Here is a 24651-nt window from a genome sequence, read left to right as displayed (position 1 = left end):
GTAAGAACGAACCGGTACCCTCCGCCATGTGCTGCCGTCATGTGCGCTCATGTGTCGTCATCTGCCGTTGCGTGTGGGGCAGATGCGGCCCCTGGCAGGTACGGCTAGCTCAGGGACTTCAGCGCCGCCGCGTCGTACGGCTTGAGCTCCTCGAACCGGCCCTCCAGGACCTTCGCCGCCCACTGCGGGTCCTGGAGCAGGGCGCGACCGACGGCGACGAGGTCGAACTCGTCGCGCTCCAGGCGCTCCAGGAGGTTGTCGATGCTGCCGACCGCAGCGCCCTCACCCGCGAACGCGCGCAGGAAGTCGCCGTCGAGGCCGACCGAGCCGACGGTGATGGTGGGCCTGCCGGTGAGCTTCTTGGTCCAGCCGGCCAGGTTGAGGTCCGAGTCCTCGAACTCCGGGAGCCAGTAGCGGCGGGTGGAGGCATGGAAGGCGTCGACGCCGGCCGCGGCGAGCGGCGCCAGGATCGCCTCCAGCTCCTGCGGGGTCTGAGCGAGCCGCGCGTCGTACGCCTCCTGCTTCCACTGCGAGTAGCGGAAGATCACCGGGAGGTCGGGCGAGACGGTTTCCCGGACGGCGGCCACGATCTCCGCCGCGAACTTCGTCCGGGCTACCGGGTCGCCGCCGTAGGCGTCGGTACGGCGGTTGGTGCCCTCCCACAGGAACTGGTCGAGGAGGTAGCCGTGGGCGCCGTGCAGTTCGACGCCGTCGAAGCCGATCCGCTCGGCGGCCGCGGCGGCCTCGGCGAAGGCACCGATGACGTCGTCCAGGTCGCCTCGGGTCATCGCCTTGCCGGTGCCCTCGGTACCGTCGACGCGGATGCCGGAGGGGCCGACGGCGGGGGCGTCGGCGAAGGGCGGCTCACCCTGCTTGCGGACCATGCCGATGTGCCACAGCTGCGGCACTATCGTGCCTCCGGCCGCGTGCACGTCCTCGGCGACCTTCGCCCAGCCGGCCAGCTGCTCCTCGCCGTGGAAGCGCGGAACGCGGTCGCTCTGCCCCGCCGACTCGTGGCCGACGTAGGTCCCCTCGGTGACGATCAGGCCGACGCCCGCGGCGGCACGACGGGCGTAGTACGACCGCACATCCTCACCGGGGACGCCGCCCGGGGAGAACATCCGCGTCATCGGCGCCATCACGATGCGGTTCGGGACGGTCAGGCCGTTCAGCTCGACGGGCCGGGACAGGATCTCGGCCGCGCGGGAGGCGGGGGACGTAGAGACGGTCATCGGGTGCTCCTTGTCGGTATCAGTAGGCGTGAGCAATGTGGGTGGAGTGGCGTAGGGGTACCGGGGACCCTGGGCCCGGGGCCGTCGGGGCGCAGTAGTCCGGCGGTCCGGCGAGCTGCTCGGCGTGCCCGGAGGTCATGGCTCACTGCGGTGCGGGGTGTGCCAGTTCCAGATGGAAGTCGTCCGTGCCGCGCCCCTCGACGGCCAGCGCCGACGCCATGGGTGGGTAGCCGCTGGCGATGAGCGAGTACTCGCCCGCGGTCAGGTCGGTGAAGGCGTATGCGCCGTCGGCGTCCGAGAGGGTGGTGCGCACTACGTTCCCGGCGGCGTCGACCAGCGTGAGTCGGGCGTTGGGCAGCGGATCGCCGGCCTTCCCGGCGCGGACGGTGCCCCGCACCTGGGCGCCGGTCGCTCCTACGGCGCGCGGGAGCCGCACGCCGTACGCCACCGGGCCGGCCCCTGCCATGACCGTGGCGGCCTGCGGCTCATGGCCGTCGGCGGCGGTGATCAGCACGTACGGACCGCCGGCCGGGGCGGGCAGCGCGTAGCGGCCGTCAGGGTGGGAGAGCGTGCGGCCGACCTGCCGTCCGTCCGGCGATATGAGGGTGAGGGCGACACCGCCCAGCGCCTCGCCGCCGGCGTCCCGCACCAGGCCGTGAAACCCGGCCCCGGCAGGGACGGCGTCCCCGGCCGAGACCGCGTCGGCCGGGACGACGGCGCTCGGGGCCGCGCCGGTCCGAGCGGTGCCGGTCGGAACGGTGTCGGACTGGGCCGCGAGCTCCGTGATGACTTCGACAACCGTTGCTTGCGCAGCCTGAGTTGGCGAAGCATCAGAACCTGTCGCGCCCGCCGGGACGGCCCCGGTGTCGAGCGTCCCGCGCTCTGCCAGTGGCGCCTGCTGCCCCCGCCCCTGTTCCTGCTGTTCCTGCTGTGCGTGCAGGCCGAGCCAGCCGATCACCGCGACCAGCGCGAAGGCGACGGCCCCGATGCCGAAGGTGAGGGTGAACCCGGATTCGGCGGGCAGCGGTGCCACGCCCGCCGGCAGGTGCTCGATGGTCCTGGACGCCAGGATGGTGGTGACGATGGCGCTGCCGATCGCGCTGCCGGTGGAGCGGGAGATCGAGTTGATGCCGTTGGCTATGCCGCTCTGGTGGTGCGGGACGCTCGCCATGATGACGGCGGGCATGGCGGCGTAGCCGAAGCTGACGGCCGCACCGGTCAGCAGGCCGGCTCCGATCACCGAGGCGGTCTGGTCGTGGTCGAGGGCCAGCCAGCCGAAGCCCACGGCTCCGAATGCGGCCGCCATGGCAAGCACGTACCGGGGGCCTCGGTGGCGTACGAGCTGGCCGCCGAGGGGCGAGGCGAGCAGGGAGACGACCGCACCGGGCAGCAGGAACTGGACGGATGCCCGCAGGATGGAGGCGTCGAAGCCGAAGCCGGTGAGCGCCTTGGGCATCTGCACGAGGTAGGAGACGCCGAGGAAGTTGGCGAACATACCGAAGCCGACCAGCACACCGGCGAGGTTGGCCATGAGGACCGGGCGATGGACGAACATCCGCATGTCCACGAGGGGCTGGCGAACCTTGAGCTCGGTCAGGACCCAGACCGCGATCATGACGACCGCGCCGGCGAAAGTGCCGAGCGTGCGGCCGGAGGCCCAGCCCCACTCGTGCCCCTGGGAGATCGGCAGCAGGAGCAGCAGCAGGGCGACGCCGAGGGTGAGGGCGCCGAGGAAGTCGGTGCGACCGCCGGTCTTGTGCCGGGTCGCCGGGACCAGGAAGACGACCGCGAGCAGGGCGAGGACCGCGAAGCCGGTCGCCATCCAGAAGGCGTTGCGGTAGTCGGCGTCGGCACCGGAGGTGAGCAGGCCCGTGGCGACGAGCGCCAGCCCGCTGCCGAACGCGAGGGTGCCGCTGACCAGGGCCATCGCGCCGGGCAGCCGCTCCGGCCGGACCTCTTCACGCAGGACGGAGAGGGCCAGCGGGAAGATCGCGGTGGCGGCCCCCTGGAGCACCCGGCCCAGGATCAGCAGCGGCAGCGAGCCGGCGACCGCGGCTATGACGGAGCCCGCGACCATGACGACGAGGACGGCCACCAGGGTGGGCTTCTTGCCGTGCTGGTCGCCGAAGCGGCCGAGCAGCGGGGTGAAGACCGCGGCGGACAACAGGGTGGCGGTGGTCACCCAGCTGACGTCGGCGGCCGAGGCGCCGAGGTCGTTCCGAATCAGGCCCAGGATCGGGACGGGCAGGGTCTGCATCATCGACACGACCATCGCGGCAAGGCTCAGGGCGAGGATGACGAGCGTCTCGTGCCGTCGCCCCACGGCGGGGGCGGATGCGGATGCGGCGTGGCTCATGACTGGCGGGGACCTTCGGTGCTTCAGGCCATAGATGTTTCATGGCATCAAGTATTTCCACAGACGGTAGTCCTCAATAGTTCAGATAGTCAAGTAAACAATTGATGACGTGAAGCATCAGTGGGTACGCTCCGACCATGAGGACCACACCCGGGCCGGCACCCACCAAGCTCCAGCTCCTGGAACTGCTCGCCGCCGTGGGCACCGCCCAGTGGCGCGATTTCGCGGCCGCCGCCGCCCATCACGGCCTCACCGCCACGCAGGCGAAGGTCCTCGCCCAGCTCGACGACCCGCTGCCGATGCGCGGCCTCGCCGCCTTGCTGGCATGCGACGCGTCGAATGTCACGGGGATCGTGGACCGACTGGAGGCCCGCGAGCTGGTCCGCCGCGAGGCCGACCCCGCGGACCGCCGGGTGAAGAACGTCGTCGCGACGGAAACGGGCCGCGAGATCATCCGCCGGGTGCGAGAAGAGATGCAGGAGACACACGGCACCCTCGACGCCCTGACCGAAGTCGAGAGCACAACGCTCTACGCCCTGCTTGAGCGGCTGCGTCCGACGCGGAGGAAGGGTGCCTGACGCCCACGACCTGGGCGCGGCGCCGCGTCCCGGACGGTAGGCGGCCTGCGGGCCATCTTGGCGTCTCGCCCGGCCGTCCCTGCCTGGCCACTCACCCGGCGGCCTTGACCGGCGGCGAAGGATTGCCCACACCCGTGCGGACCGGTCGACGGGCAGCAAGGGTCGGGGCTCGTGCCTCGCATCCTCAAATCATCTACTCCACAAGCTCGTTGGGGAGAGAATCATTGACAGCACCGGGACGGGAACTCCAGGCACTGATACCCTCCGCTGCCACACGGTCCCCACCTCCACCGGCAGCATCTCCGTCAGGACCGTCAACGGAAGGGACGCGGCAGTGCAGCCCACAGTCAACCTCTGGCGCCGGGAGCTCGGGGAAGTGCCCGAATGGGTCTGGCAGCGCACCGAGTTGCGCGTACTGATCCTGGCCGAGACCGGCCTGACGACGCTCTCGCCGAAGATCGGCGGACTGCGGCGCCTCAGCACGTTGGACCTCGGCCACAACAAGCTCACGTCGCTTCCCGACAGCCTGGGCGACCTGGTCGAACTGAGCGGCTGCCTCTACCTCCACGACAACCATGTGACCAGGCTCCCGGAGACATTGGGAAACCTCACGCGGCTGCGCTACCTCAACGTCGGCGAGAACCCCCTGACCTCCCTGCCCGAAACCATCGGCCGGATCGCGGAACTGACCGAGCTACGAGCCCAGCACAGCCAGCTGACCACCTTGCCTGACGGCATCGGCCACCTCCACAAGCTGCGCGAGCTCTGGCTCCGGGGAAACGCACTCAACACTCTGCCGTCCACCGTGGCCGACCTGCATGAACTACGGCACCTGGACCTGCGTGAGAACGCTCTCACCGAACTGCCCGAGTGCCTGGCCGGCCTCCCACGGCTTCGGCAGATCGACCTGCGCAGCAACCGCCTGGCCCGGATTCCCGACTGGGTCGCACAGCTGCCCGCCCTGGAAAAGCTGGATCTTCGCTGGAACGCCTGCACGCTCCCCCACCGCTCGCTGCGAAGCCTGGAAGAAGGCGGGTGCGTCGTCCTGATGTGAACCGTCAGCAGGGCACGCCGAGGTGACGCCTCCCCGGACACACACCGACCAAGTCCCCGTAAAAGCGGCTCAGTTCGCGTCACCAACCGGCACTTCCCGTCCGGCCCCCTCCTGCAATACGAGGTCGAGCAGCCCCGGGAAGCGTCTGTCCAGCTCCTCGCAGCGCAGCGTGTTCACGCGTCGGGTGCCCGCGTCGCGCTGCCGGAGCAGTCCGGACTCCCGAAGGATCTTGAAGTGGCGGCTGAGCGCGGACTTGGCGACCGGCAGCCGGAAGGTCCCGCAGGCGACCTCGGCGTGGCGGCCGAGCGTGACCACGATGCTCAATCGGACCGGGTCGGCGAGGGCGCTCATGATCACAAAGAGGTCCAGGTCCCGTTCGTCGGGGTGGACCAAGGGCGAAGAGGTACGGCTGGCCATGGCTCCAGTATCCATGACCACCGCCTCATGTTCACATCGATGCGAACATGAGCTACGGTCGTGATCATCAACCGCCGGAGGTTCCAGACCGCCGGAGGCCCCAGGCTGCCGGAAGCACCAGGCCGCAGGAGGCCCCGCCCCGCTCCGCGCCAGTCGGCAATACCAAGGAGACATCCATGCCTGCCACCCCTGCACCCCACACCCCCATCGGCGTCGGCATCATCGGCCTCAGCGCCTCCGGTGGCTGGGCCGCCACCGCACATCTGCCCGCGCTGCGTGCGCTGGACGGCTTCGAGGTCCGCGCGCTGTCAGCGTCCAGCGCCGCCTCCGCCAAGGCGGCCGGCGAGAAATACGGCATCCCGCTCGCCTTCGGCACCCACGAGGAACTGGTGCGGCGCGACGAGGTCGACCTGGTCGTCATCACCGTGAAGGTCCCCCAGCACCGGGAGTTGGCACTGGCCGCGCTGCACGCCGGAAAGATGGTGCTGAGCGAGTGGCCGCTCGGCAATGGGCTCGCCGAAGCCGAAGAGCTGGCGACCCTCGCCGACTCCAAGGGACTGCGCACCTTCGTCGGCCTGCAGGCCCGCTCCGCTCCCCCGGTCCGCTACGTCCGCGATCTGATCGCGTCGGGGTACGTCGGCGAAGTGCTCTCCACCAGCATCATCGCCTCGGGACGCGGGTGGGGCGGCGACATCCCGGGCCGCAACGCCTACACCCTGGACCCGGCCAACGGCGCCACCATGCTGACCGTCCCCTTCGGCCACACCATCGACGCGCTCACCATGGCCCTCGGAGAGTTCACCGAGCTCGGCGCAACCATGGCCACCCGTCGTAGGTCCGTGCGCGACGCGGCAACCGGCGAGGTCCTGCCGATGACCGCGCCGGACCAGCTCGCCCTCAACGGCGTGCTGGAAGGCGGCGCGGTCGCCTCCGTCCACTTCCGCGGCGGCCTGTCCCGCGCGACCGACTTCCACTGGGAGATCAACGGAACCGAAGGCGATCTGCTGCTCACCGGGCCCTCCGGCCACCTCCAGTTCGGCCAGGTCACCGTGCACGGCGCCCGGGGCGAGGAGACCGCCCTCAAGGAACTGCCGGTCCCCACCTCCTACGAGACACTGCCCCAACTCGCCGGTCGTCGCACCGAGATGGCGTACACCGTCGCCCACGCCTACGAGCAGATCCATGCGGACCTCGCCAACGGCACCCACGATGTACCTGACTTCGCCCACGCGGTACGCCGCCACCGCCTCCTGGCCCGCATCGAGCGTGCGGCAACACAAGGCTGATCCGTGCCGGCCCACTACCGTGCTCGCCTTGAGGTGAGCAGCTACGCCGCACCCGAGATACGTGCCCTGCGGATCGATGCGCTCCGGGATCCGGAACGCGTCCTCGCCCGTTGGCACACCCACGCGGAACTCATCCACGGCGGCACCTACGACAACGGCCGCATCGGCCTGCTCGAACTCGACCAGGACGGCAGGATCCGTCAGCTCACCGGGTAATTCGACCCCACCGCCTCCAGCACCGTGACGAGCCAGTGGGGGCTTGTACGGCGGTGGACGGTGGGACGTCAGGACGGCCGCAGGATCGGATACTGTGCGCGAATGTCACACATACCCGTACACGGTGGCTATCGGACGAGCGGACTGTGGGCCACGGTGGGCATTTCGCTCGGCATCGTGGTGGTCGGATCGGGGCTTGCCCTGTTCGGCATGATGGAGTTCGACGAGCGGTGCATGCAGGGTCTGACGCAGGGGCCGGGTCGGTTCCTGCGAGTGCGGGACCAGGCGTTTCCCCCGGCGACCATCTGCGAGTTCCAACGTGGAGAGGTTTCGTCCGTCGGAGGCCATGGAGTGCTCGGCGTGGTGCTCTGGGCCGGTCTGCTGGTGCTGGCGGCCTGTCTTCTGGCGGCCCTGATCGCGGAGTGTCTGGATCCGCGACTCGGCAGCGGTCTGGTGGTGCCGATGTCCAGAAGGGACAAGCTTCGTCGCACGGGGACGGCGTTCTTCGTGTTCGGCTCCGTGTTCGTGATGGTCTACGGGTTGGCCGGATGGCGGCTTCTCGCGGGTCCTTCGTCGGCCTGTGCCGCCGGTGCCGACTGGCAATCCAGTGCGCCGACGACGGTGGCGTACGGCTTCTTTCCCCCGCAGGCGACCTGTCGGTACACCAGCGGCATGACGGGGCAGTTGAACCCCGACTGGGTGGCGTCGTCGGCGACCGCATCGGCCGTTCCGGCGCTGTTGGCGGGAGCCGGCTTCGTCCTTGCCTGGCGACGCCGGCGGACGGAGCGGCGGTCGGCGCCACCGGTCGCCGGCCCGGCGACCTCCGACGCATCCTGACGCTGCGGGTAGCTCCGGTCGTGGAGGCGCGGTGCCGCGGTCGAGTACGGACGCTCCGTCTCAGCCGGCCCAACGGCCGGTCATGAAAGTGACGGTGAGGACGGTCATGAGCGGGGCGGCGAGGCAGGCGTAGGCGGTGGTGACGCGGGGGTTGCGCAGGCTCCATGCGGCGACCAGGACCCACAGCGGCCACCACAGGAGAGTGGCGCGCGGTATGGACATGTACCAGTACGAGGTGCCCAGTGCCCACAGGCTGAGGCCGGTGTAGACCGCCTCCGCCCAGCGTCGGCGGCGGAGGAGCAGACCGGTCAGGACGAGGCCGACGAGCATGGCGAGCAGTTCGGCCTGGAACTCGATGGCGTAGCCGGTGGTCTGGGTGTGTCCGAAGGCGTCGGTCCAGGTGTGTTGCAAGGCGTCCCAGGGAGTGTGGAACTCACGGTGCCAGCCGCGTTCCTGTGCGTGTTTCCAGGCCATCCAGTCACCGGTGTTCCGCTGGAGGTACCAGCTGTGGAGGAGCGGTGGGAGCGCGGGGAGGGCGAGCCACGGCAGCGCGTGCCAGTGGGGGCGGGGGCGCACGGTGGTGAGCCAGTGGACGGCGAGGGCCGCGGCGAGGAAGAGTCCGCTGACGCGGACGGTGGTGGCCAGACAGGTCAGGAGGGCCGCAAGGGGCCAGTTGTGCCGTTGGGCGGCGAGCCAGGCAGGCAGGGCCAGGGCGAGGAACAGAGCCTCGGTGTAGCCGGCGGCGAGGAACACCGCGCACGGGGAGAGCAGGAAGAACAGGGCGGCACGACGCCCGGCGGTCGTGTTGCCCAGGGCGAGCCGGGTGATGCGGGCGAGGGCCACCACGGCGATGGCTCCGGCGACGAACGAGATCAGCAGGCCGGCCGCGGTCCAGTGCGGGACGACCGTGTGCACGGCGCGCAGAACGAGGGGGAAGCCGGGGAGGAAGGCTTCCCGGTTGTCCCATCGGGGTAGCCACGGGCCGGCCCCTTGGGGGAAGTACCCGTCCTGGGCTATGTGGAGGTAGTGCCACCAATCCCACTGCTGCCACGCGGAGAAGAGCGACTGCGGGGCGTGGGCGGCACTGCTCTGGGGGAAGAGCCAGCGGACGCAGTAGGCGGTGGCCCACAGGCCGACGCGGGTGAGCAGATACAACCACAGCACCTCGCGGTCGTCACGGCCGAGACGAGCGCCCAGGCGACCGGCCACCGCTCGGTAGGACGGCTTCCGGCGCGGGGCGTCGGCCGGGATGCGGGGCACGCCGGGTGCCCACGCAGGCAGCCCGAGGCCGGTCCGGATGGCTCGGGTCCTCCCGCTTTGCTGCCCTGGTACGCCACCGTCGGCGTCGGGTGGCTGCGGTGCACGCCGCTGGTGCCTGTCACGCCACTGGCGCTGCTGATGCCGTTGGCGATGACGATGCGGGGCGGGTATGGGCATGAGGGTGTGGCTCCTGGACGGTATCGGGGCGCGCGGAATCGCCTCGCGGCGGCCGGCGAGGCGGGGAGCGGGCACGGGTCAGTGGGGTGGCGCGCCCGTCGGGAACGAGCCGGCTGTCTGCGAACGCGGTGGCGTCGTGGTGGGGACTCCCGTGGTCGTCCGGGTCGGGGTCGGTGGCGGACCGGTACGGCTCGGGGAGATCCCGGGCGGCGGTGTCGTGGTCGGCAGGGGCGACGGGGGCGGCGCGGTCGCTGTCGTCCCCTGCGGGTGCGACGGCAGCAACGAGGACGAGGACGACGGTGAGGGCGGCGTGGCCGGCACGGAGCCGCTCGGGTGCCGTCCCACGAGTGCTGCCACTCCGACACCGGCACCGCCGACGACCAGTGCGACGCCCACGGCCACGGCGGTCAGCAGATTGCGATGGGCGCGGCGTCCGCGCCGGGTGATCGTGGAGACGGGCGCGGCCTGGGCGCGGGACTGCCCCGTTGCGGCGGCCTGTTGGAACAAGGACCGCAGGGGGTCGTGCGATTCACTCACCACGGGCCTCCTCGATACGCGGGTCCTGCAAGCGGTCCGCGAGCGTGGCCCGGCCCCGGGACAGGTGGGTTTTGACGGTACTGGCGGAGAGTCCGGTCTCCCCGGCGATCTGTTCGACGGTCAGGTCACAGACGTAGTGCAGGGCCAGCGTGCGGCGCTGCTGGACCGGCAGCCCACGCAACGCCTCCACCAGCGCCACCGATTCCAGGCCCGGCTCCTCGGCCGGGGGCGGGGCGCCACTGCGCTGCCAGGCAATCGCCGAGCGGCGCAGCCGACGCCAACGGCTCACCGCCAGTCGCCAGGCAACCGTACGGATCCACGCCTCGGGCGCACCGTCGCGGTCGAGATGACGCAGGCGTCCCCAACCCTTGACGAACGCCTCCTGCACCACGTCCTGGGCCTCGTGCAGATCGCCCAGCATCACGAACAACTGCCCCGTCAAGCGGGTGACCGTTTGTGCATAGAACTCTTCAAACTCCTCGACGGTCACCCATCAGCTCCTGGATCTCTTCGGTCTCGGAAGGCATACGCTCCGCGCCCCATATCCGGTCGACATGCGTCAGTGTGATGCCCGTCACGCGCGGGTGGTGCAGATGACACGCGTGGCGGCGTGGTGGCGGCGCCTCGCCCCGAGGCATCGGGCGGGAACCGGCGGGTGGGTGCGTACGACTCTCTGCCGTGGGCCTCGTGCGGTGCGTGGTCCGGGCATGGAGGGAGAGTGCGTGTGCAGGCAGATCGGTCGTTCCCGCCGTCCTCGATACCAGCGGAATCCCGGAGGGGTGGTGACACGGGCGCCGAACGGCGTGCGGGGGCAGCGCTGACCCTGTTGCTGACGTCGGCGATGGCGTTTTCCATGTTGCAGTTGTTCCTGCTGGGCGCGCTCGGTCCGCTGCTGGTGGGGGAACTGCGGATGAGCCGGGCCATGTTGGGGCTGACCACGACGGCGGGCTTCGGGGCCGCCGCCGTGCTGTCCCCCGTGGCGGGGCGGGTGGTGGACCGGGTGGGGCCACGGCGCTGTCTGATCGCGCTGCTGTGGCTCGTCGGTGTGGCCCTTGCCCTGATCGCCTGGGCCCCGGCGTACGGCGTGCTGCTGGCCGCGGTCGCGGTGGGCGGGGTGCCGCAGGCGCTGGCCAACCCGGCGACGAACAAGGTGATACGGGCCGCCGTGCCGGTGGCGCGGCGTGGTGCGGTGACGGGGGCCAAACAGTCGGGTGTGCAGTTGGGGGCCTTTGCCGCCGGCCTGCCGTTGGCCGCGTTGGCGGGCGGGATCGGTTGGCGGGGTGCGGTGTGGGTGGCCGCGTCCCTGGCCGTGGTCGCGGCGCTGTGGGCGGTCCGTGGGCTACCCGCCGATGCGCTGCCCGACGGTCCGTCTCTGTGTGCGGTGGGGAAGCCGGACGGTGGCGGGATGTCGTCGGCCGGGCCCGGTGCGGATTCCGTGGTGGGTTCCGTGGTGGGGTGGTTGCTGGTGTTCTCGCTGTTGCTCGGGGCGGGGGTAGCTTCGGTGAACACGTATCTGGCCCTGTTCGGGGCGCAGCGGCTCGGGTTGGCTCCGACCTCGGCGAGTGTTCTTGTGGCGGTGTTGGGACTGGCGGGGATCGCCGGGCGGATGGGCTGGTCGAGGGCGGCCGGACGGCCGGGGCGGGCGGTGGTGCTGCCCGCGGTGCTGGCGGGTGGTGCGGTGGTCGCCGGGCTGTTGCTGGTCGCCGCGCTGCGCGTCCCGGTGCTGGTGTGGGTGTCTGCGGTGGCGGTCGGGGTGTTCGCGGTCGCCGGCAACGCCGTGTCGATGGTGGTGGTGATCCAGCGGGCGGCGCCGGGTCGGGCCGGGCGGGACTCCGCTCTGGTGTCCGCGGGCTTCTTCGCGGGGTTCGCCGCCGGCCCGCCGGCGTTCGGCGCGCTGGTGGAGTCGTCCGGGTACGGGCCGGGGTGGCTGCTGGTGGCGGTGGAGTTCGCGGCGGCGTGCCTGGTCGCGGCGGCGTGGGCGGTGCGGGAGCGGTGCCGGACCGGCGGCGGGGCACGAGCATGACCCCGCGGTCGAGGAAGGCACCCCGGGCCGACGACCCGAGGACGATGCCTTGGGCACGCGATGCTCTCGCCCTCGTCCTGGACCGTGTGGCCATGACGGCCGCGGAGGTCGGGAAGCGGTTCCCGTTGTATGCGGACCCGGAGAGCGGGCGGTGGACGACGACTTCGCGCGGCTCGTGGACCGGGGGCTTCTGGGCGGCGTTGCGATGGCTGCGGGCGCTGCACTCCGGGGACGTACGGGATCAGGCGGGGGCGGCCGGGTGCACCGGGCGGCTGGCGGGTTGGCTGGACGCCGATACGGCGGCCCGGGGGCTGATCTTCTGGTACGGCACGGCGCTGGGCGCGGGGCCCGGTGGGGATCCCTGCGCGGCGGACCTGCGGGACCGGGCGGCTCGGGTATGTCTCGACGCCTTCGACGCCGTGCTCGGCATCGTGCCGTGGGGCGCCGCCTTCGGTGGGCCTCGCCTGGTGGCGCGGGTGGACGGGGTGGCCGGGATGGTGCTGCTGCTCGCGACCGCCGGAACGGCCGAGGGGCGACGTGCCGCCCGGTCCCATCTCGACCGGCATCTCGCGCTGTGCTTCGGCACGGAGCCGCTACGGCCGGCGTGGGAACGGACCGCGGCGGGACGGTGGGTCGACTGCCCACGTCCGGCGCCGGGCTGGAGCCGCGGGCGGGCGTGGTTGCTGCTGGCCGTCGCCGACGCCGCCGTGTGTCTGGCGGACGGTTCGTACGCGCAGGTTGCCCGGGAGGTGCTCGGGAGGAACGGGGGAATGGCCGGCGGCCTCGTTCCGTTCGCCAAGGTGATGCCTCATCAACTACCTGTACTTGACGATGGGTTGACGTCTCACGGACCGGTGGACACGTCCGCCGCCGCGATCGAAGCCGTCGCGTTGCTGAAGCTCGCGACGACGGTCGGGGCGTCCGAAGCGGAAGGGTTGCGGGGGCGGGCGACCACGATCCTGGAGCATCTGGTCACCACGCATCTGACTCCTCCGGGCGCGGGTCGGCCGCCCGGGATGCTGCTCCATGGCTGCTACGACCTCGATCAGGGCGTTGCCGTCAGACACGAGTTGGTGTGGGGCGATTTCTTTCTCGCCCTTGGGCTGGCGCTGGTCACGGGGTTGGTGAGCGCCGACGACGTGTGACAGGTGCGCGACGGGCGGTGCCCACGGCGTCCGTAACTCGCCGGGGGCACCGCATCGCTCTCCCCCTTGTCACTCACTCGTCCCGCAACACCCGTCGCGCCACGGAGGTGATGTGCAGTTCGTCCGGGCCGTCGAGAAGGCGCGCCAGGCGGCCCATACGGAAGAGAGCGGGGAGCGGCGTGTCCGGACCGAGGCCGGCGGCGCCGTGGACCTGGACCGCCGCGTCCGCGACGTGCTGGAGCATGCGTGCCGCCGCGACCTTGGCCAGTCCGACCTCGATGTGGGCGTCGTGACCGGCCTCGATGAGCCGGGCGGCTTCGTGCACCAGCGGCCGGGTGGAGCGGATGGCGAGCAGCGCTTCGAAGAGCTGCTGTTGGACGAGCTGGTGGTTGCCGAGTGGCCCACCGCGCAGGGTCCGTTCCCGGGCCCGGGTGCGCATGAGGGTGAAGGCCCGTTCGGCCTGGCCGAGCCACCGCAGACAGCGCAGCGTGCGGCCGAGTTGGAGACGTTGCCCGGCGACGGCCAGCGCCTGGCCGCGTTCGCCGATGAGGTGGTCGGCGGGGACCCGTACGTCGTCGAGTTCGATCTCCCACTGGCCGCCGATGCCCAGCACGGGCAGTTCCCGGACGAGGCGGAAGCCCGGGGCGTCGGTGGGGACCAGGAGCAGGGACAGACCGTGCCGATCGGGCGGCTCGCCGTCGGTACGGGCGAGGACGGTCACCATGTCGGCCTCGGCGGCCGCGGTCGTGAACCACTTGCGGCCGCGCACCTGCCAGGAGCCGTCGCCCCCGGTTTCGGCCCGGGTTCTGGTCAGGAGCGGGTCGCTGCCTGGCACTTCGGGCTCGGTCATCGCGTAGGCGGCGCGGATTTCCCCGGCCGTCAGCCGGTGCAGGAAGCGTCCGCGGACTCGGGGCGTGGCATGCCGGTGGAGCATGAGGGCGTCCAGGAGGGTGGCGGAACCCAGTGCGGCCGGGCCGTGGTCGCTGACCCCTTCGGCCTCGGCGAGGGGGACGTACGAGGTCAACGGGAGCCCCTGGCCGCCCAGTTCGGCCGGTAGGGGTAGGGCCCACAGACCTTCCCGTTTCGCCGCCTGCTGGAGCGCGGCGAGGGTCCGCGCCGCCTCCGGACCGCCCGCGTCGAGTCGGGGCTCCTGCGGGATGACGCGTTCGGTGACGAATGCCGTTACGCGTTCCCGTAGTTCTGCGACGCGGTATCCATCGCTCCATGTCCGGGCCGCACACCCAGATCGCGGAAACTCCATCAGATTTCTCCGTTCCTTCCGGGAACCAGGCGTCGCCGCCGTCCGACTGCTCGGCTCGCGGGACAGATGTCGGATCCGGCCGCCATCGGGTTCCCGCGCCGAGTCCGGTGCCGACGCGGCGGCCATCGCCGCCGGAGGAGGAACACCCATGGCACACACCACGACGACGGGGACGGCGCTGCCGCTCGACGGACTGGAACTGACCGCTTCGGGACCGCCCGATCTGGCCGGTACGGCCGTCGGCCATCTGCGGGCGCTGGGTGCCCGCCGCGCGCCGGCCGCCGACCGCGGTCCGGCCGAACGCGCCCGGCTGGTCCTGGCGGGAAGGGGACATCCGCCCGTGCTGGCCCGCGTGGGCTGGGCGGACGTATGCCCTCCGCAGGACGTGTGCGACGAGGCCACCGCGCAGGCGGTCTGCGGGGTGATGGCCGTCCACGGACAGCGCGACGGTGGCCCGCGCGGACTGGCCGTCGACTACGCGGCGACCGCCGCCGGTGTCCTCGCGGTGCAGGGGCTGCTCGCCGCGCTGGTCGGCCAGGCACGCGGCGGCGCGTTCGGCCCGGTCTCCACCGCGGTGGACAGGGCGGCGCTGCTGTCGGTCTCCCAGTACGCAGCCGCTGCCGGAGCGGAGGAGGGGGAAGCGGCTCCGATCGGGCCGGGCGGGCCGCCGTTCACCACCGCCGACGGGACGCGCTTTGAACTGGAGGCGTTGGATCCCGTGGTGTGGGCGGCCTTCTGGCGTGCGGTGGGCGCGCCGCAGGAGGCGATACGGGCGGGCTGGCGGCCGTTCCAGTTCCGGTACGCGACGGGCTGCGCCCCGCTGCCCGACGCCCTGCACGCCGTCACCCGCACCCGTGGCTGGGCGGAGGTCCGCCACGCCGCGGACGCCTCGGGGGCGGACGTCTGCCGGCTTCACACTCTGGCGGAGCGGGCGGCGGAGGGCGGTGCTGCGGGTGTGCCGTGGGCGCTCGCGCCCGGCCGGGCCGCCCCGCCTGCCGCCCGTGCCCGAATACCGTCGTCCGCCCGTCCGCTGGGGGGCCTGGTGGTCCTGGAGGCCGGGCGCCGGATCCAGGCGCCGCTCGCCGCGCACCTGCTGGGTCTGCTCGGGGCGGAGGTGATCCGCATAGAGCCTCCGGGCGGTGACCCGTTGCGCGGCATGCCGCCCACGTGCTCCGGTCTCTCCGCACGGTGGCTGGCCCTCAACCGGGGCAAGAAGGCCGTGGAGATCGACATCAAGTCCGCGTCCGAACGCCGCCGGCTGCGGGAGATGGCGGCCGGGGCGGATGTGTTCCTCCACAACTGGGCGCCGGGGAAGGCCGAGCAGCTGGGTCTGGACTCCGCGGCGCTGTCCGTCGCCAACCCCGGTCTCGTCTACGCCTACACCAGTGGTTTCGGCGGCCGGGAGCTGCCCGGTGCACCGGTGGGCACGGACTTCATGGTGCAGGCCAGGGCGGGCGTCGGCGAGGCCGTCCGCCCTGCCGACGAGCCGCCGGCGCCCTCCCTGATGACGTTGCTGGACGTGCTGGGCGGGCTGCTGGGCGCGGAGGCCGTCCTGGCCGGCCTGCTCGCCCGGGAACGCACCGGGCACGGCATCCGCGTCGACTCCTCGCTGCTGGGCGCCGCGGAGATGCTCACCGCGCCGGCCCTGCGCCGCGCGGCGGCCGGCCGGAACCCCCGGCGTCCGGCCGGCTTCCGCCGTCCGCTGCGGACCGCGGACGGCTGGCTGGCACCGGCCGATGTGCACGCCGCCGAAGCCGCCGGCCGCGCGGGGCGCCTACGGCGGCTGCCTACCGTCGAGGCCCTCGTCGACCTGCGCACCCGCGGGCTGGCCGGCACCGCCGTCAGCACCGATCTCGCCGGCCTCCCGGGCGACCCCCGGATCGCCGGCGCCCTGACCCGTGACGCCCACGGTGCACCCGCCGTCCCGTCCCCTTGGAGTCTTTCGTGACCCGAACAGTGACCGTGACCGACTCGACCTCCGTGGCCAGGACGCCCGTCGCCCCGGAGAGCACCGAGGTGCGCGAACCGATCCGCGATCTGGTGCCGGCCGCGCTGCGCCGCTCCTGGGCGGCCGACGGCAGCTGCCCCGACCTCGATCTGTACGCGCTTTTCCGGGCCCGGCGCTGCGCCGACCCGCACCGCAGTGCCGTCATCGACCCTCAGGGCGAGGCGAGTTACGCGGAACTGGACCAGCTGGTGCGACGTCTGGCCGCCGGCCTCGCCGCCGCCGGCGTGCGCTCCGGCGACATCGTCGGGGTCCAGCTGCCCAGCGGACGTCAGGCCGTCATCGCCGACCTCGCGCTGGCGGCCCTCGGTGCGGTCGTGCTGCCCTTTCCGGTCGGGCGCGGCAGGTGCGAGGCGGCCTCGCTGCTCGGCCGCTCCGGTGCGGTCGCCGTCATCGGCGCCACCGAGCACCGGGGCAACCGTCACGCCGCGGACCTGGTCGCGCTCGCCGCCGAACTTCCCTCGCTCCACGCGGTGTTCGCCGCCGGCCCCGGAGATCCCCCGCCCGGCGCTGTTTGCTTCGACGAGCTGCTGGCGGCCGACGGCGCCGCCTGCACGCCCGCCCGCCCGGATCCCGACGCGGCCGTGCGCATCCTGGTTTCCTCCGGCTCCGAGGCCGAACCCAAGATGGTCGCCTACTCGCACAACGCGCTGGCCGGCGGGCGCGGCAACGTCATGGCGTCCCTGCTGGGCACGGGCCAACCGCCGCGCAATCTCTACCTGGTGCCGCTGGCCTCGGCATTCGGCAGCAGCGGCACCGCCGTCACCCTCGCCCGCCACGGCGGCACCCTGATCCTCCTCGACCGCTTCGACGCCGGCACCGCCCTCACCGCGATAGCCCGGCACCGCCCCACGCACCTCTTCGCCGTACCGACCATGATCCGGATGCTGCTGGAGCGCCTCGCTCGAACACCGACCGACACCTCGTCCCTCACCGCGATGGTGCTGGGCGGCGCTCCCCTCGACGCGGGCACCGCGGCCGAGGCCCGGCGCGCCTTCGGCTGCGCGGTGGTGAACCTCTACGGGTCGGCGGACGGCGTGAACTGCCACACAGGACTCGCCGAGCGGACCGAGCCCGATGACGGACCGGGCATCGCGGCAGGACGCCCGGATCCCCTGGCGGCCGACATCCTGATCGCCGACCTGGACGCCCCGCACGGCGAGGTCCTGCCGACACCTCCGGGTGTCGCGGGTGAGATCGTCGCCCGTGGCCCCATGACCCCGCTGTCGTACGTGGGCTCCCCCGAACTCGACGCCCGCTATCGGACCCCCGGCGGCTGGGTCCGTACCGGCGACCTCGGCATCCTGGACGAGACCGGCACGCTGCGCCTCATGGGGCGGCTGAAGGACGTCGTGATCCGGGGCGGCGTCAACATCAGTCCCAACGAGGTGGAGCGACACCTCCTGACACATCCTCAGGTGCGGGAGGTGATGTGCGTGGGCGTACCGGACCGGCTGATGGGTGAACGGCTCGGCGCCTGTGTGGTGCCCAAACCGGGCCAGGAGCCGCCGACCACCCCGGAACCACCCTCGCCGGAACTGACGTTGAAGGAGCTGTGCCACCACCTGGACGACCGCGGCCTGGAGCGCCGCAAGCACCCCGAGGCGCTGCTGCTCCTGGACGAACTGCCACTGACCCCGGCGGGCAAGCCGGACCGGGCGGCGCTGCGTGAACGGCTTGCCGAGACCGGTGGCGCCCACGCGGAGTAGGTGCACCCACGGGCCCGGGCAGGCAAGAGAAGAGGGCCGCGGCGCAGATCCGCGGCCCTTCACAGCACCGTCGCCCCACCGACCTGCCGACCTGCCGACCTGCCGACCTGCCGACCGAACAGCCAACTGGCCTGATGCACAACGAACCTGATGGTCCGTCGATTCCCACGCCGCTCTCTCAGGACGTGGACAGACTCCGCTCGATCGCGACCGCCGCCTCGCGGTACACCTTCAGCAGATCCAGGTCCTTGCCCGGGTAGTTGACGATCTCCACCTGCTTGGCGCCGGAGTCCGGCAGAACGGTTCCGGTGGACATATGGACGTTGTCCAGGACCAGCGACGGCTTCTTCGCCGACAGCTTCGACACCTGGCCGGGGGTCACCGGGTCCGGCCCGTAGGTGCCGAGCAGGTCGGCGCCCGCCAGCTGCGCGGCCCAGGTGGAGAACGTCTGGGCCACCACCGACGGACGGCGGCCGCCCGGCCATGCCTTCTTCACCTCGGCCGAGAGCTTGCCGTACTCGGCGCGGAAGGTCTTCGTCCAGGCAGCCGCCGTCTGCTGGGTGCCGAACTTCCTTCCCAGCGCCGCCACTTGGGCGGTTGCCTTGTCGGCGGTGTTGTCGAGGTCCACCTCGACGAGTTCGGCCTTCGACCCCGCGGCCTGCTTGATCTTCCCCGCGAAGGGCTCGAACGAGGCGTAGAGCACATAGTCGGCGCCGGCGACCGCGGCGAGGTCGGAGGGCTTGGGCTCGTAGTCGGGGGCGTGCTGCACGGTCGACGGCACGATGACCTTGACGTCCTGCGCACCGGCGGCGTGCGCGAAGGCCGCCTCCCAGGTGGTGGTGGCCACGACCACCGGCCCGCCGTGCTTCTTGCCGTGCGACCCGGTGTGCGCGGAGTCGTCGGTGCTGCCGCCGCCGGAGCAGGCGGTGAGCAGGGACAGTCCCGTCGTCAGTGCGACGGCGGAGAGGAAGGAGACGTGGATACGTGCCATGAGCGGTTCCTCCGTTCGGGGACGAGGTGCGCGACCAGGGCGGTCGCCCCGGCCACGAGGACGAGAATCGGTCCGGGCGGCAGGTCCAGGACCAGCGCCAGCAGGAAGCCGACGAGGTTGACGGCCGTGCCGATGCCGATCGCCCAGCCGACGATCGAGCCGAGGGAGCGGCCCAGGCGGCGGGCGGCCAGCGCCGGCAGCAGGGTGAGCGCGTCCACCAGCAGTGCACCGGTGAGCCGGATCGCGCCGGCCACCGCCACCGCGACGAGCACCAGCAGGATCAGGGTCAGCCGCTGCGCCGGAACCCCGGCACAGACGGCGAGTTCGCGGTCGTGCAGCAGCAGTGCCACCTGGCGGCGCCGCCACCGGAACAGCCCGGGGACGACCACCGCGAGAGCGGCGAGGACGGCCACGTCCCCGTCGCCCACCGACAGGATCGACCCCCACAGCAGCGCGAAGGCCCCGGCGGCGTTGACGCCGGAGACCGCCAGGACGAGCAGCGCCGCGGCGATGGCCAGGCTCATCAGCAGCCCCATCGCACCGGACAGCCCGTCGGGTGTACGGGCCAGTGGGCTGATCCCGGCTCCGGCCAGGGCGCAGGTGACGATCGCGCAGACGGCCGGGTCGAGTCCGGTCAGCATCCCGATCGCGATCCCCAGCAGCGCCACGTGCATCATCGCGAAGCGGACCGGCATGATGTCCAGCCCCACGATCACCACACCCACCACCGGTAGCCCGACGGCCGCCAGCAGCAGCGCGAGGCCCGCGCGCTGCACCGGCACCAGGCTCAGCAGCTCGCCGAGGTGCCCGAACTCGAACCCGTTCATCGCACCTCCCTGAGCCGCCCGGCGGCCATTTCCAGGACCCGGTCGCACCGCTGCGCCAGTCCCCGGTCATGGGTCACCACGATCAGCGTCGCCGGAAGGCCGGTGAGCACCTCGGCCGCCTCCGACTGCCCGTCGAAGTCCAGTGCGGCCGTGGGCTCGTCGGCCAGCAGCACTCCCGCGCCGGCCGCCACACAGCCGACCGCCCTGGCCAGATGGACCCGTTGGAGCTGACCGCCGGAGAGGGTGTGCAGGGGTCGGTCGGCGAGTTCACCGACACGCAGCCGCCCGGCCGCCTGCGCCGCCTCCTGCGCCTCCCCGCTGCTGGCCAGCAACTCCCCTACCAGCAGCGGGAAACGGCCGGCAGCGGGGCGTTGCGGAATCCAGGCACAGGCCCGCCGCCGCCATGCCCACTCGGCCGCCGTGCCGGCCGGCCGGCCGCCCACCATGATCCGGCCGTCGACATTGCGGTGCAGTCCCAGTACCGCACGCAGCAACGTGGTCTTGCCCGACCCGTTGGTCCCGGTCAACGCCACCTGTTCACCGGCGGCGATGTCGAGATCCACCTCGTGCACCACCTCCTGCCGGCCGTGACGGCAGGAGACCTCGGCCATGCATACGCCGAGCCCGTCCATCACCCCCTCCTCCCCGCGCTCATCGCGTGCCGCGTCCCGGGAGCGTGCACCCCGGCCATGGACAGCTGTCGGACATCGAACGCCTTCGGTTCCCGGCCTTTTTCGTCGCCCCCCGCGCGGGTCCGTTCCGCGGGGGCCTCGGCGGCCCGCAGCATGGTGATCAGTTGGTCCCGCGCCCGGGCGACGCGCGACCGCACCGTGCCCACCGGACAGCCGACCACCTGCGCAGCCTCCGCATACGGCAGGCCCACCACCTGCGTGAGCACGAACGCCTCCCGCCGGTCGTCCGGGATGCCGGCGAGCAGTTCGTCGAGCGCCACTCCCTCCTCGAAGCCCGGCAGGCCGTGCGGCTGACAGCGCTCCGCGCTCGCCTCCCAGTCCGCCACATCCGCCTTCCTCGGCCGGGCGGAGGCGGCCCGGTAGCGGTCCACCACCACCCGTCGGGCGATCGAGAGCAGCCACGTACGGGCCGAGGAGCGCCCGGCGAAACGCGACAGGCCGCCCAGCGCTCGCAGAAACGTCTCCTGCGCGAGGTCGTCCGCCGACTGCGCATCGGTCAGGTGGGCGACGAACCGCCACACATCCCGCTGCGTGGCCCGGACGAACGCCTCCACCGCCGCCGAGTCGCCGGCACGGGCGGCCAACGCCAGGGCGGTCACCTGCTCATCGTCCATCGCACACCCCCGGCCCCGGGAAAGCGACGGCACGTATACCCACGGGGGGCTTCCAAGGGGCGACAATGGAGGCATGATCTGCGCCCCCCACCGCGCCGCCCTGTCCGCCCGCCTCGACGGCGAACTCGACCACGACGCCCCCGAGTCGGAGGCCCTCGACCGGCATCTCGCCCGGTGCGCGGACTGCCGCCGCTGGGCCGCCGACGCCGAACGACTGCGCACCACGAGCAGTACGACACCCGACCCCGCCCCTGATTGGACGGACCGGTTGCTGAAGTCGCTGACGGCCCACCGGGACGGTCCGGGCGACAACTGAGTTCCTGAGCTTGGACGGGAAACGACAGGGAACCCGAAACGGGGCCCTCAGCCGGCGAACCACGGCGCGGTCGAGCGCACGCGCACGCCGGGAATGTATGCGTGTCATCGGGGTTCAGTCCTCGGTATACGGCCGCGCCGGTGCCCAACGCACCAGGGCACGGCAGATGGACGACCGCCGTCCGAGGACGGTCACCGCCACCGCATGGGTGCCGGACCGGGACGGGCGGCCGCAAGGCAGCACAGATCCCGCCGCGCACCCTCGACCACGGGGATCACGGGCAGCCGCGACGGTCGCTCACTCCACACGTCCATCGCCCGCGCGCAGGCGCCACCGACCAACGGGCCGGCTCAGCAGCCCGACGGTCCGGCAGCCCGGCAGCGCTCGATGGACGCTCAGCAACAGGCCAAGCAGGCCGACCCCGACGGCGGCCCGCGCCGCGACGCCACATGACACAGCAACACCGCCCGCAACCGGTCGACGGGCAGCTCCGCACGGGCCAGGGACCACACGCCGGTCCGCTGTACGGGACGGACGAAGCAGACGATCAGCAGCCTGAACGACCCGACGGCTCGTACGGCCAACATGCCCAGGCAGCGCAGCAGCCGGAAGAAGGCGCTCTCCCCCCACCACAGCCACAGCCCGCACACCGCGGCGACCAGCCCGTGCGCAACAACCATCCCGAGACAACCGTGCCCGCCATGCGCCACATGACCCATGCCGATGCCCGTTTCCAGCCCCAGGCCCGTATTCGCCGGCATGGGCATCTCCGCGTGCACGGGCACAGAAGTGGCCACGGGCATGGGCATGTTCATCGGCATGCCCTCGTGGGTTCCGCGCTGCGACCACGCAAAGAGATGGTGCAGCAGCACCTGCGTGCCCAGCGTCCCGCCCACGATCGCCACCGGCCCACGCTGTCGACCAGCCGCCGCCCAGGCGCCCGTCCATGTCACCAGGAACGCGGCGGCCGGCGCCCACCACGCGACATCGCGACCGGACATCATCACATGGCCGGCCGCGGACAGCACGACGCACGCCGCGGCGAACAGCGCGGCGCGCACCCATCTCGACAGCGATGCTGCGGACATGACCCCGCCATGCTGCCACCCACTCCGTCCGATCGGAGTACCACGGAAGATATATCCGACCGGACGGAAGCTTTCCGACCCTCACAAGCCGACAGATGCAACCACGCGCCGCTTGAGCCACACCAGGCCGGCTCCCTCCGGCCGGTCGAGGACGCCACGCCGGTGATGGTCGCACCGTGAGCAACCACGGACTGAGCAGCAGCCGCTTGCCGGCGCAACCAGTGCCATCGGGCAACCGAAGCGCCTTGTTATGGTGACGGCATGGCTTTCTTCTACTTCCTCTGAGTCCGGGCACGGCCGACGCCGCCGTTTCTGCTGCCCGTGGACACTTCGCACTCTCAGGGAAAGTCACATGCGCGAACGCGCCCATACCACTGTGCCCGCTGCCGTGGCCCAGCTGTCCGTCCAGCACATCACCAAGTCCTACGGCACCCGGACCGTCCTCGACCAGGTCTCCTTCACCGTCCGCCCGGGCGAGAAGGCCGCCGTCATCGGCGAGAACGGCTCCGGCAAGTCCACCCTGCTGCGGTTGCTCGCCAGGACCGAGGAGCCGGACGCCGGGGAGATCACCGTCAGTTTTCCAGGCGGCTCCGGCCACCTCACCCAGACCCTCGGCCTCGGTCCGGACCGCACCGTGCAGGACGCCGTCGACCACGCCCTGAGCGACCTGCGCGACATGGAACACCGAATCCGTGCGGCAGAACAGCGTCTGGGCGACGCATCCCCGGACGAACTCTCCGCGTACGGCGAGCTGTTGATGGCCTATCAGGATCGTGGCGGCTACGAGGCGGACGCCCGGGTCGACGCGACCATGCACGGGCTCGGCCTGGCCGGGATCAGCCGCGACCGGGTACTCGGCTCACTCTCCGGCGGTGAGCGGTCGCGGCTCGCGCTCGCCTGCGTCCTGGCCGCCGCCCCCGAGTTGCTGCTGCTCGACGAACCGACGAACCACCTGGACTCATCGGCCGTGCGCTGGCTCGCGGAGCACCTGCGTGCGCACCGCGGCACCGTCATCGCGGTCACCCACGACCGCGGCCTCCTGGATCGCATCGCGACCACGATCCTGGAGGTCGACCGGGATGCGCGTACGGTGCGCCGGTACGGTGACGGATGGGCCGGCTACCGCACCGCCAAGGCCGCCGCCCGAATCCGCGCGGAACAGGCACACGCGGACTGGCTTCGGGACGTCGCCCGTACCGAGGAGCTCCTCCAGGCCGCCGGAAAGCGACTGGCCATCACCGGCAAGGACCCGCGCCAGGGCTTCGGCAAGCACCGCCGGTCGCACGAGGCGAAGCTCGGCGGTCAGGTGCGGGCCGTCCGGGAACGGCTGGCTCTTCTGCAGCGCAACCCCGTGGCGGCACCGCCGGAACCGCTACGGTTCACGGTCGCACTGCCGGCATCAGGCGGCGAGCTTCCCGTCGACCGCCCGCTCGTCGAGCTCGACACCGTCGCGGTCGGCCAACGCTTGTGTCTGGCCGGGCCGTTGGCCATCAGGCACGGGCAGCGACTCCTGGTCACGGGCGAGAACGGCGCAGGCAAGACAACACTGCTGCGCATCCTCGCTGGCGACCTGGAACCGGATACCGGCACGGTACGCCGCGCCGCCCGGATCGGATACCTGCCGCAGGAACCACCCATGCACTGCACACGCCTGCCGCTGCTCTCCGCGTTCGCTGTCGGCCGGCCCGGTCCGCCTGAGGAGGAGTACGCCGAACAACTGCTGGCCCTGGGCCTGTTCCGCGCGGAGGACCTACACGTCCCGGTCGCGGCCCTGTCCGCGGGGCAGCAACGACGGTTGCAGATCGCGCACCTGATAACCCGGCCCGCGGACCTGCTCATACTGGACGAGCCGACCAATCACATCGCGCTCGACCTGGTCGAGGACCTGGAGGCCGCGCTCGCGGCATTCCCCGGGGCAGTCGTAGCGGTCTCGCACGACCGCGGCTTCCGCCAACGGTTCCCGGGAGAGCGACTGGAACTCCACCGCGGCCGCAGGCACTGACCGGCTTCGCTTCCCCGGCGGTTGCAGA

At 71.9% G+C, this 24651-nt stretch carries 22 protein-coding genes and 2 pseudogenes; 11 read left to right on the top strand and 13 right to left on the bottom strand.

Translation table 11 applies throughout. The features are described 5' to 3' along the window. Positions 1 to 104 precede the first annotated feature (104 nt). The 3 genes and pseudogenes from K2224_RS33525 to K2224_RS41030 all read right to left on the bottom strand — a co-directional run. Complete coding sequence (locus K2224_RS33525; protein ID WP_221910918.1) at positions 105 to 1232, bottom strand: NADH:flavin oxidoreductase; 1128 nt, start codon at positions 1230 to 1232, stop codon at positions 105 to 107. Positions 1233 to 1374: 142 nt separating this feature from the next. After that, positions 1375 to 1881: a collagen binding domain-containing protein gene (locus K2224_RS41035; RefSeq protein ID WP_260693906.1), complete on the bottom strand. Its 507-nt coding sequence runs from the start codon at positions 1879 to 1881 to the stop codon at positions 1375 to 1377. Between the two features lie 288 nt (positions 1882 to 2169). Further along, positions 2170 to 3588 (bottom strand): annotated as a pseudogene (locus tag K2224_RS41030) (MFS transporter); the annotation flags it as partial. Between the two features lie 137 nt (positions 3589 to 3725). Between K2224_RS41030 and K2224_RS33515 the strand changes: the two are divergent. Continuing rightward, on the top strand, positions 3726 to 4166 hold the full coding sequence (locus tag K2224_RS33515; RefSeq protein ID WP_221910916.1) for a MarR family winged helix-turn-helix transcriptional regulator: 441 nt from the start codon (positions 3726 to 3728) through the stop codon (positions 4164 to 4166). Positions 4167 to 4500: 334 nt separating this feature from the next. Next, a complete protein-coding gene (locus K2224_RS33510) occupies positions 4501 to 5220 on the top strand; it encodes a leucine-rich repeat domain-containing protein (RefSeq protein WP_221910915.1) in 720 nt (239 codons plus the stop codon). Between the two features lie 69 nt (positions 5221 to 5289). Here K2224_RS33510 and K2224_RS33505 read toward each other — a convergent pair whose 3' ends face one another. After that, entirely contained in the window at positions 5290 to 5637 is a 348-nt protein-coding gene (locus K2224_RS33505) for a helix-turn-helix transcriptional regulator (RefSeq protein ID WP_221910914.1), read from the bottom strand. Positions 5638 to 5813: 176 nt separating this feature from the next. Here K2224_RS33505 and K2224_RS33500 point away from each other — a divergent pair, with 176 nt between their 5' ends. The 3 genes from K2224_RS33500 to K2224_RS33490 all read left to right on the top strand — a co-directional run bounded on the left by K2224_RS33500 (position 5814) and on the right by K2224_RS33490 (position 7976). Further along, a complete protein-coding gene (locus K2224_RS33500; protein ID WP_221910913.1) occupies positions 5814 to 6923 on the top strand; it encodes a Gfo/Idh/MocA family protein in 1110 nt (369 codons plus the stop codon). A 33-nt stretch (positions 6924 to 6956) separates the two neighbouring features. Next, the gene (locus K2224_RS33495) at positions 6957 to 7139 is read left to right on the top strand and encodes a hypothetical protein (RefSeq protein ID WP_221910912.1); all 183 of its coding nucleotides are present in this window, start codon (positions 6957 to 6959) and stop codon (positions 7137 to 7139) included. Between the two features lie 102 nt (positions 7140 to 7241). After that, positions 7242 to 7976 carry a hypothetical protein gene (locus K2224_RS33490; RefSeq protein WP_221910911.1) on the top strand — a complete coding sequence of 245 codons (735 nt, stop codon included), beginning with the start codon at positions 7242 to 7244 and terminating at the stop codon, positions 7974 to 7976. 60 nt (positions 7977 to 8036) lie between these two features. Here the strand turns inward: K2224_RS33490 and K2224_RS33485 are convergent, their stop codons facing one another. The 3 genes from K2224_RS33485 to K2224_RS33475 all read right to left on the bottom strand — a co-directional run bounded on the left by K2224_RS33485 (position 8037) and on the right by K2224_RS33475 (position 10440). Continuing rightward, a complete protein-coding gene (locus K2224_RS33485; protein ID WP_399020824.1) occupies positions 8037 to 9236 on the bottom strand; it encodes a mannosyltransferase family protein in 1200 nt (399 codons plus the stop codon). Between the two features lie 255 nt (positions 9237 to 9491). Beyond that, positions 9492 to 9950, bottom strand: a complete 459-nt coding sequence (locus K2224_RS33480; protein WP_221910909.1) for a hypothetical protein — start codon at positions 9948 to 9950, stop codon at positions 9492 to 9494. Continuing rightward, positions 9943 to 10440: a SigE family RNA polymerase sigma factor gene (locus K2224_RS33475; protein WP_221910908.1), complete on the bottom strand. Its 498-nt coding sequence runs from the start codon at positions 10438 to 10440 to the stop codon at positions 9943 to 9945. Before K2224_RS33475 ends, K2224_RS33480 begins: the two co-directional genes overlap by 8 nt. Before the next feature lie 363 nt (positions 10441 to 10803). On the opposite strand from K2224_RS33475, the gene K2224_RS33470 reads away from it, so the two are divergent. Beyond that, positions 10804 to 11973 (top strand): MFS transporter, encoded by a 1170-nt coding sequence (locus tag K2224_RS33470; protein ID WP_399020819.1) that lies wholly within the window; start codon positions 10804 to 10806, stop codon positions 11971 to 11973. Positions 11974 to 12065: 92 nt separating this feature from the next. After that, positions 12066 to 13118: a sugar ABC transporter permease gene (locus K2224_RS33465; RefSeq protein ID WP_313904817.1), complete on the top strand. Its 1053-nt coding sequence runs from the start codon at positions 12066 to 12068 to the stop codon at positions 13116 to 13118. Between the two features lie 73 nt (positions 13119 to 13191). On the opposite strand, the gene K2224_RS33460 is transcribed toward K2224_RS33465, so the two are convergent. Next, positions 13192 to 14379 (bottom strand): acyl-CoA dehydrogenase family protein, encoded by a 1188-nt coding sequence (locus K2224_RS33460; RefSeq protein WP_221910905.1) that lies wholly within the window; start codon positions 14377 to 14379, stop codon positions 13192 to 13194. A 148-nt stretch (positions 14380 to 14527) separates the two neighbouring features. Here K2224_RS33460 and K2224_RS33455 point away from each other — a divergent pair, with 148 nt between their 5' ends. Together K2224_RS33455 and K2224_RS33450 are read left to right on the top strand one after the other, a co-directional pair. Further along, positions 14528 to 16327 carry a CoA transferase gene (locus K2224_RS33455; RefSeq protein WP_221910904.1) on the top strand — a complete coding sequence of 600 codons (1800 nt, stop codon included), beginning with the start codon at positions 14528 to 14530 and terminating at the stop codon, positions 16325 to 16327. A 68-nt stretch (positions 16328 to 16395) separates the two neighbouring features. Next, positions 16396 to 18093: a class I adenylate-forming enzyme family protein gene (locus tag K2224_RS33450; RefSeq protein ID WP_221912118.1), complete on the top strand. Its 1698-nt coding sequence runs from the start codon at positions 16396 to 16398 to the stop codon at positions 18091 to 18093. Between the two features lie 178 nt (positions 18094 to 18271). On the opposite strand, the gene K2224_RS33445 is transcribed toward K2224_RS33450, so the two are convergent. From K2224_RS33445 to K2224_RS33430, 4 genes and pseudogenes are all read right to left on the bottom strand, one after another. Then, the gene (locus K2224_RS33445) at positions 18272 to 19084 is read right to left on the bottom strand and encodes a metal ABC transporter solute-binding protein, Zn/Mn family (RefSeq protein ID WP_221910903.1); all 813 of its coding nucleotides are present in this window, start codon (positions 19082 to 19084) and stop codon (positions 18272 to 18274) included. Continuing rightward, positions 19042 to 19911 (bottom strand): metal ABC transporter permease, encoded by an 870-nt coding sequence (locus K2224_RS33440; protein WP_221910902.1) that lies wholly within the window; start codon positions 19909 to 19911, stop codon positions 19042 to 19044. Before K2224_RS33440 ends, K2224_RS33445 begins: the two co-directional genes overlap by 43 nt. Beyond that, a complete protein-coding gene (locus tag K2224_RS33435) occupies positions 19908 to 20543 on the bottom strand; it encodes an ABC transporter ATP-binding protein (protein WP_221910901.1) in 636 nt (211 codons plus the stop codon). Before K2224_RS33435 ends, K2224_RS33440 begins: the two co-directional genes overlap by 4 nt. A 128-nt stretch (positions 20544 to 20671) precedes the next feature. Further along, a pseudogene (locus tag K2224_RS33430) lies at positions 20672 to 21217 on the bottom strand (sigma-70 family RNA polymerase sigma factor); the annotation flags it as partial. A 73-nt stretch (positions 21218 to 21290) separates the two neighbouring features. Between K2224_RS33430 and K2224_RS33425 the strand changes: the two are divergent. Continuing rightward, positions 21291 to 21533: a zf-HC2 domain-containing protein gene (locus K2224_RS33425; protein WP_221910899.1), complete on the top strand. Its 243-nt coding sequence runs from the start codon at positions 21291 to 21293 to the stop codon at positions 21531 to 21533. A gap of 395 nt (positions 21534 to 21928) precedes the next feature. On the opposite strand, the gene K2224_RS33420 is transcribed toward K2224_RS33425, so the two are convergent. Beyond that, positions 21929 to 22621, bottom strand: coding sequence for a hypothetical protein (locus tag K2224_RS33420; RefSeq protein ID WP_221910898.1), 693 nt, complete (start codon positions 22619 to 22621; stop codon positions 21929 to 21931). Between the two features lie 352 nt (positions 22622 to 22973). Here K2224_RS33420 and abc-f point away from each other — a divergent pair, with 352 nt between their 5' ends. After that, a complete protein-coding gene (abc-f, locus tag K2224_RS33415; protein ID WP_221910897.1) occupies positions 22974 to 24623 on the top strand; it encodes a ribosomal protection-like ABC-F family protein in 1650 nt (549 codons plus the stop codon). Positions 24624 to 24651: the final 28 nt, after the last annotated feature.

Origin of the sequence: Streptomyces sp. BHT-5-2, assembly GCF_019774615.1 — a bacterium.
In the GTDB taxonomy this organism is placed as follows: domain Bacteria; phylum Actinomycetota; class Actinomycetes; order Streptomycetales; family Streptomycetaceae; genus Streptomyces.
The sequence above is the reverse complement of the archived record's forward strand: the minus strand, read 5'-3'. Positions and strand labels throughout refer to the sequence as shown.

Bases quoted from the DNA above. Each gene is read 5' to 3' on its own strand.
- K2224_RS33460 (WP_221910905.1), bottom strand. From the start codon at position 14,379: ATGGAGTTTCCGCGATCTGGGTGTGCGGCCCGGACATGGAGCGATGGA.
- K2224_RS33515 (WP_221910916.1), top strand. From the start codon at position 3,726: ATGAGGACCACACCCGGGCCGGCACCCACCAAGCTCCAGCTCCTGGAA.
- K2224_RS33470 (WP_399020819.1), top strand. From the start codon at position 10,804: ATGTTGCAGTTGTTCCTGCTGGGCGCGCTCGGTCCGCTGCTGGTGGGG.
- K2224_RS33440 (WP_221910902.1), bottom strand. From the start codon at position 19,911: ATGAACGGGTTCGAGTTCGGGCACCTCGGCGAGCTGCTGAGCCTGGTG.
- K2224_RS33490 (WP_221910911.1), top strand. From the start codon at position 7,242: ATGTCACACATACCCGTACACGGTGGCTATCGGACGAGCGGACTGTGG.
- K2224_RS33525 (WP_221910918.1), bottom strand. From the start codon at position 1,232: ATGACCGTCTCTACGTCCCCCGCCTCCCGCGCGGCCGAGATCCTGTCC.
- K2224_RS33445 (WP_221910903.1), bottom strand. From the start codon at position 19,084: ATGGCACGTATCCACGTCTCCTTCCTCTCCGCCGTCGCACTGACGACG.
- K2224_RS33435 (WP_221910901.1), bottom strand. From the start codon at position 20,543: ATGGACGGGCTCGGCGTATGCATGGCCGAGGTCTCCTGCCGTCACGGC.
- abc-f (WP_221910897.1), top strand. From the start codon at position 22,974: ATGCGCGAACGCGCCCATACCACTGTGCCCGCTGCCGTGGCCCAGCTG.
- K2224_RS33505 (WP_221910914.1), bottom strand. From the start codon at position 5,637: ATGGCCAGCCGTACCTCTTCGCCCTTGGTCCACCCCGACGAACGGGAC.
- K2224_RS33425 (WP_221910899.1), top strand. From the start codon at position 21,291: ATGATCTGCGCCCCCCACCGCGCCGCCCTGTCCGCCCGCCTCGACGGC.
- K2224_RS33420 (WP_221910898.1), bottom strand. From the start codon at position 22,621: ATGTCCGCAGCATCGCTGTCGAGATGGGTGCGCGCCGCGCTGTTCGCC.
- K2224_RS33455 (WP_221910904.1), top strand. From the start codon at position 14,528: ATGGCACACACCACGACGACGGGGACGGCGCTGCCGCTCGACGGACTG.
- K2224_RS33465 (WP_313904817.1), top strand. From the start codon at position 12,066: ATGACGGCCGCGGAGGTCGGGAAGCGGTTCCCGTTGTATGCGGACCCG.
- K2224_RS33500 (WP_221910913.1), top strand. From the start codon at position 5,814: ATGCCTGCCACCCCTGCACCCCACACCCCCATCGGCGTCGGCATCATC.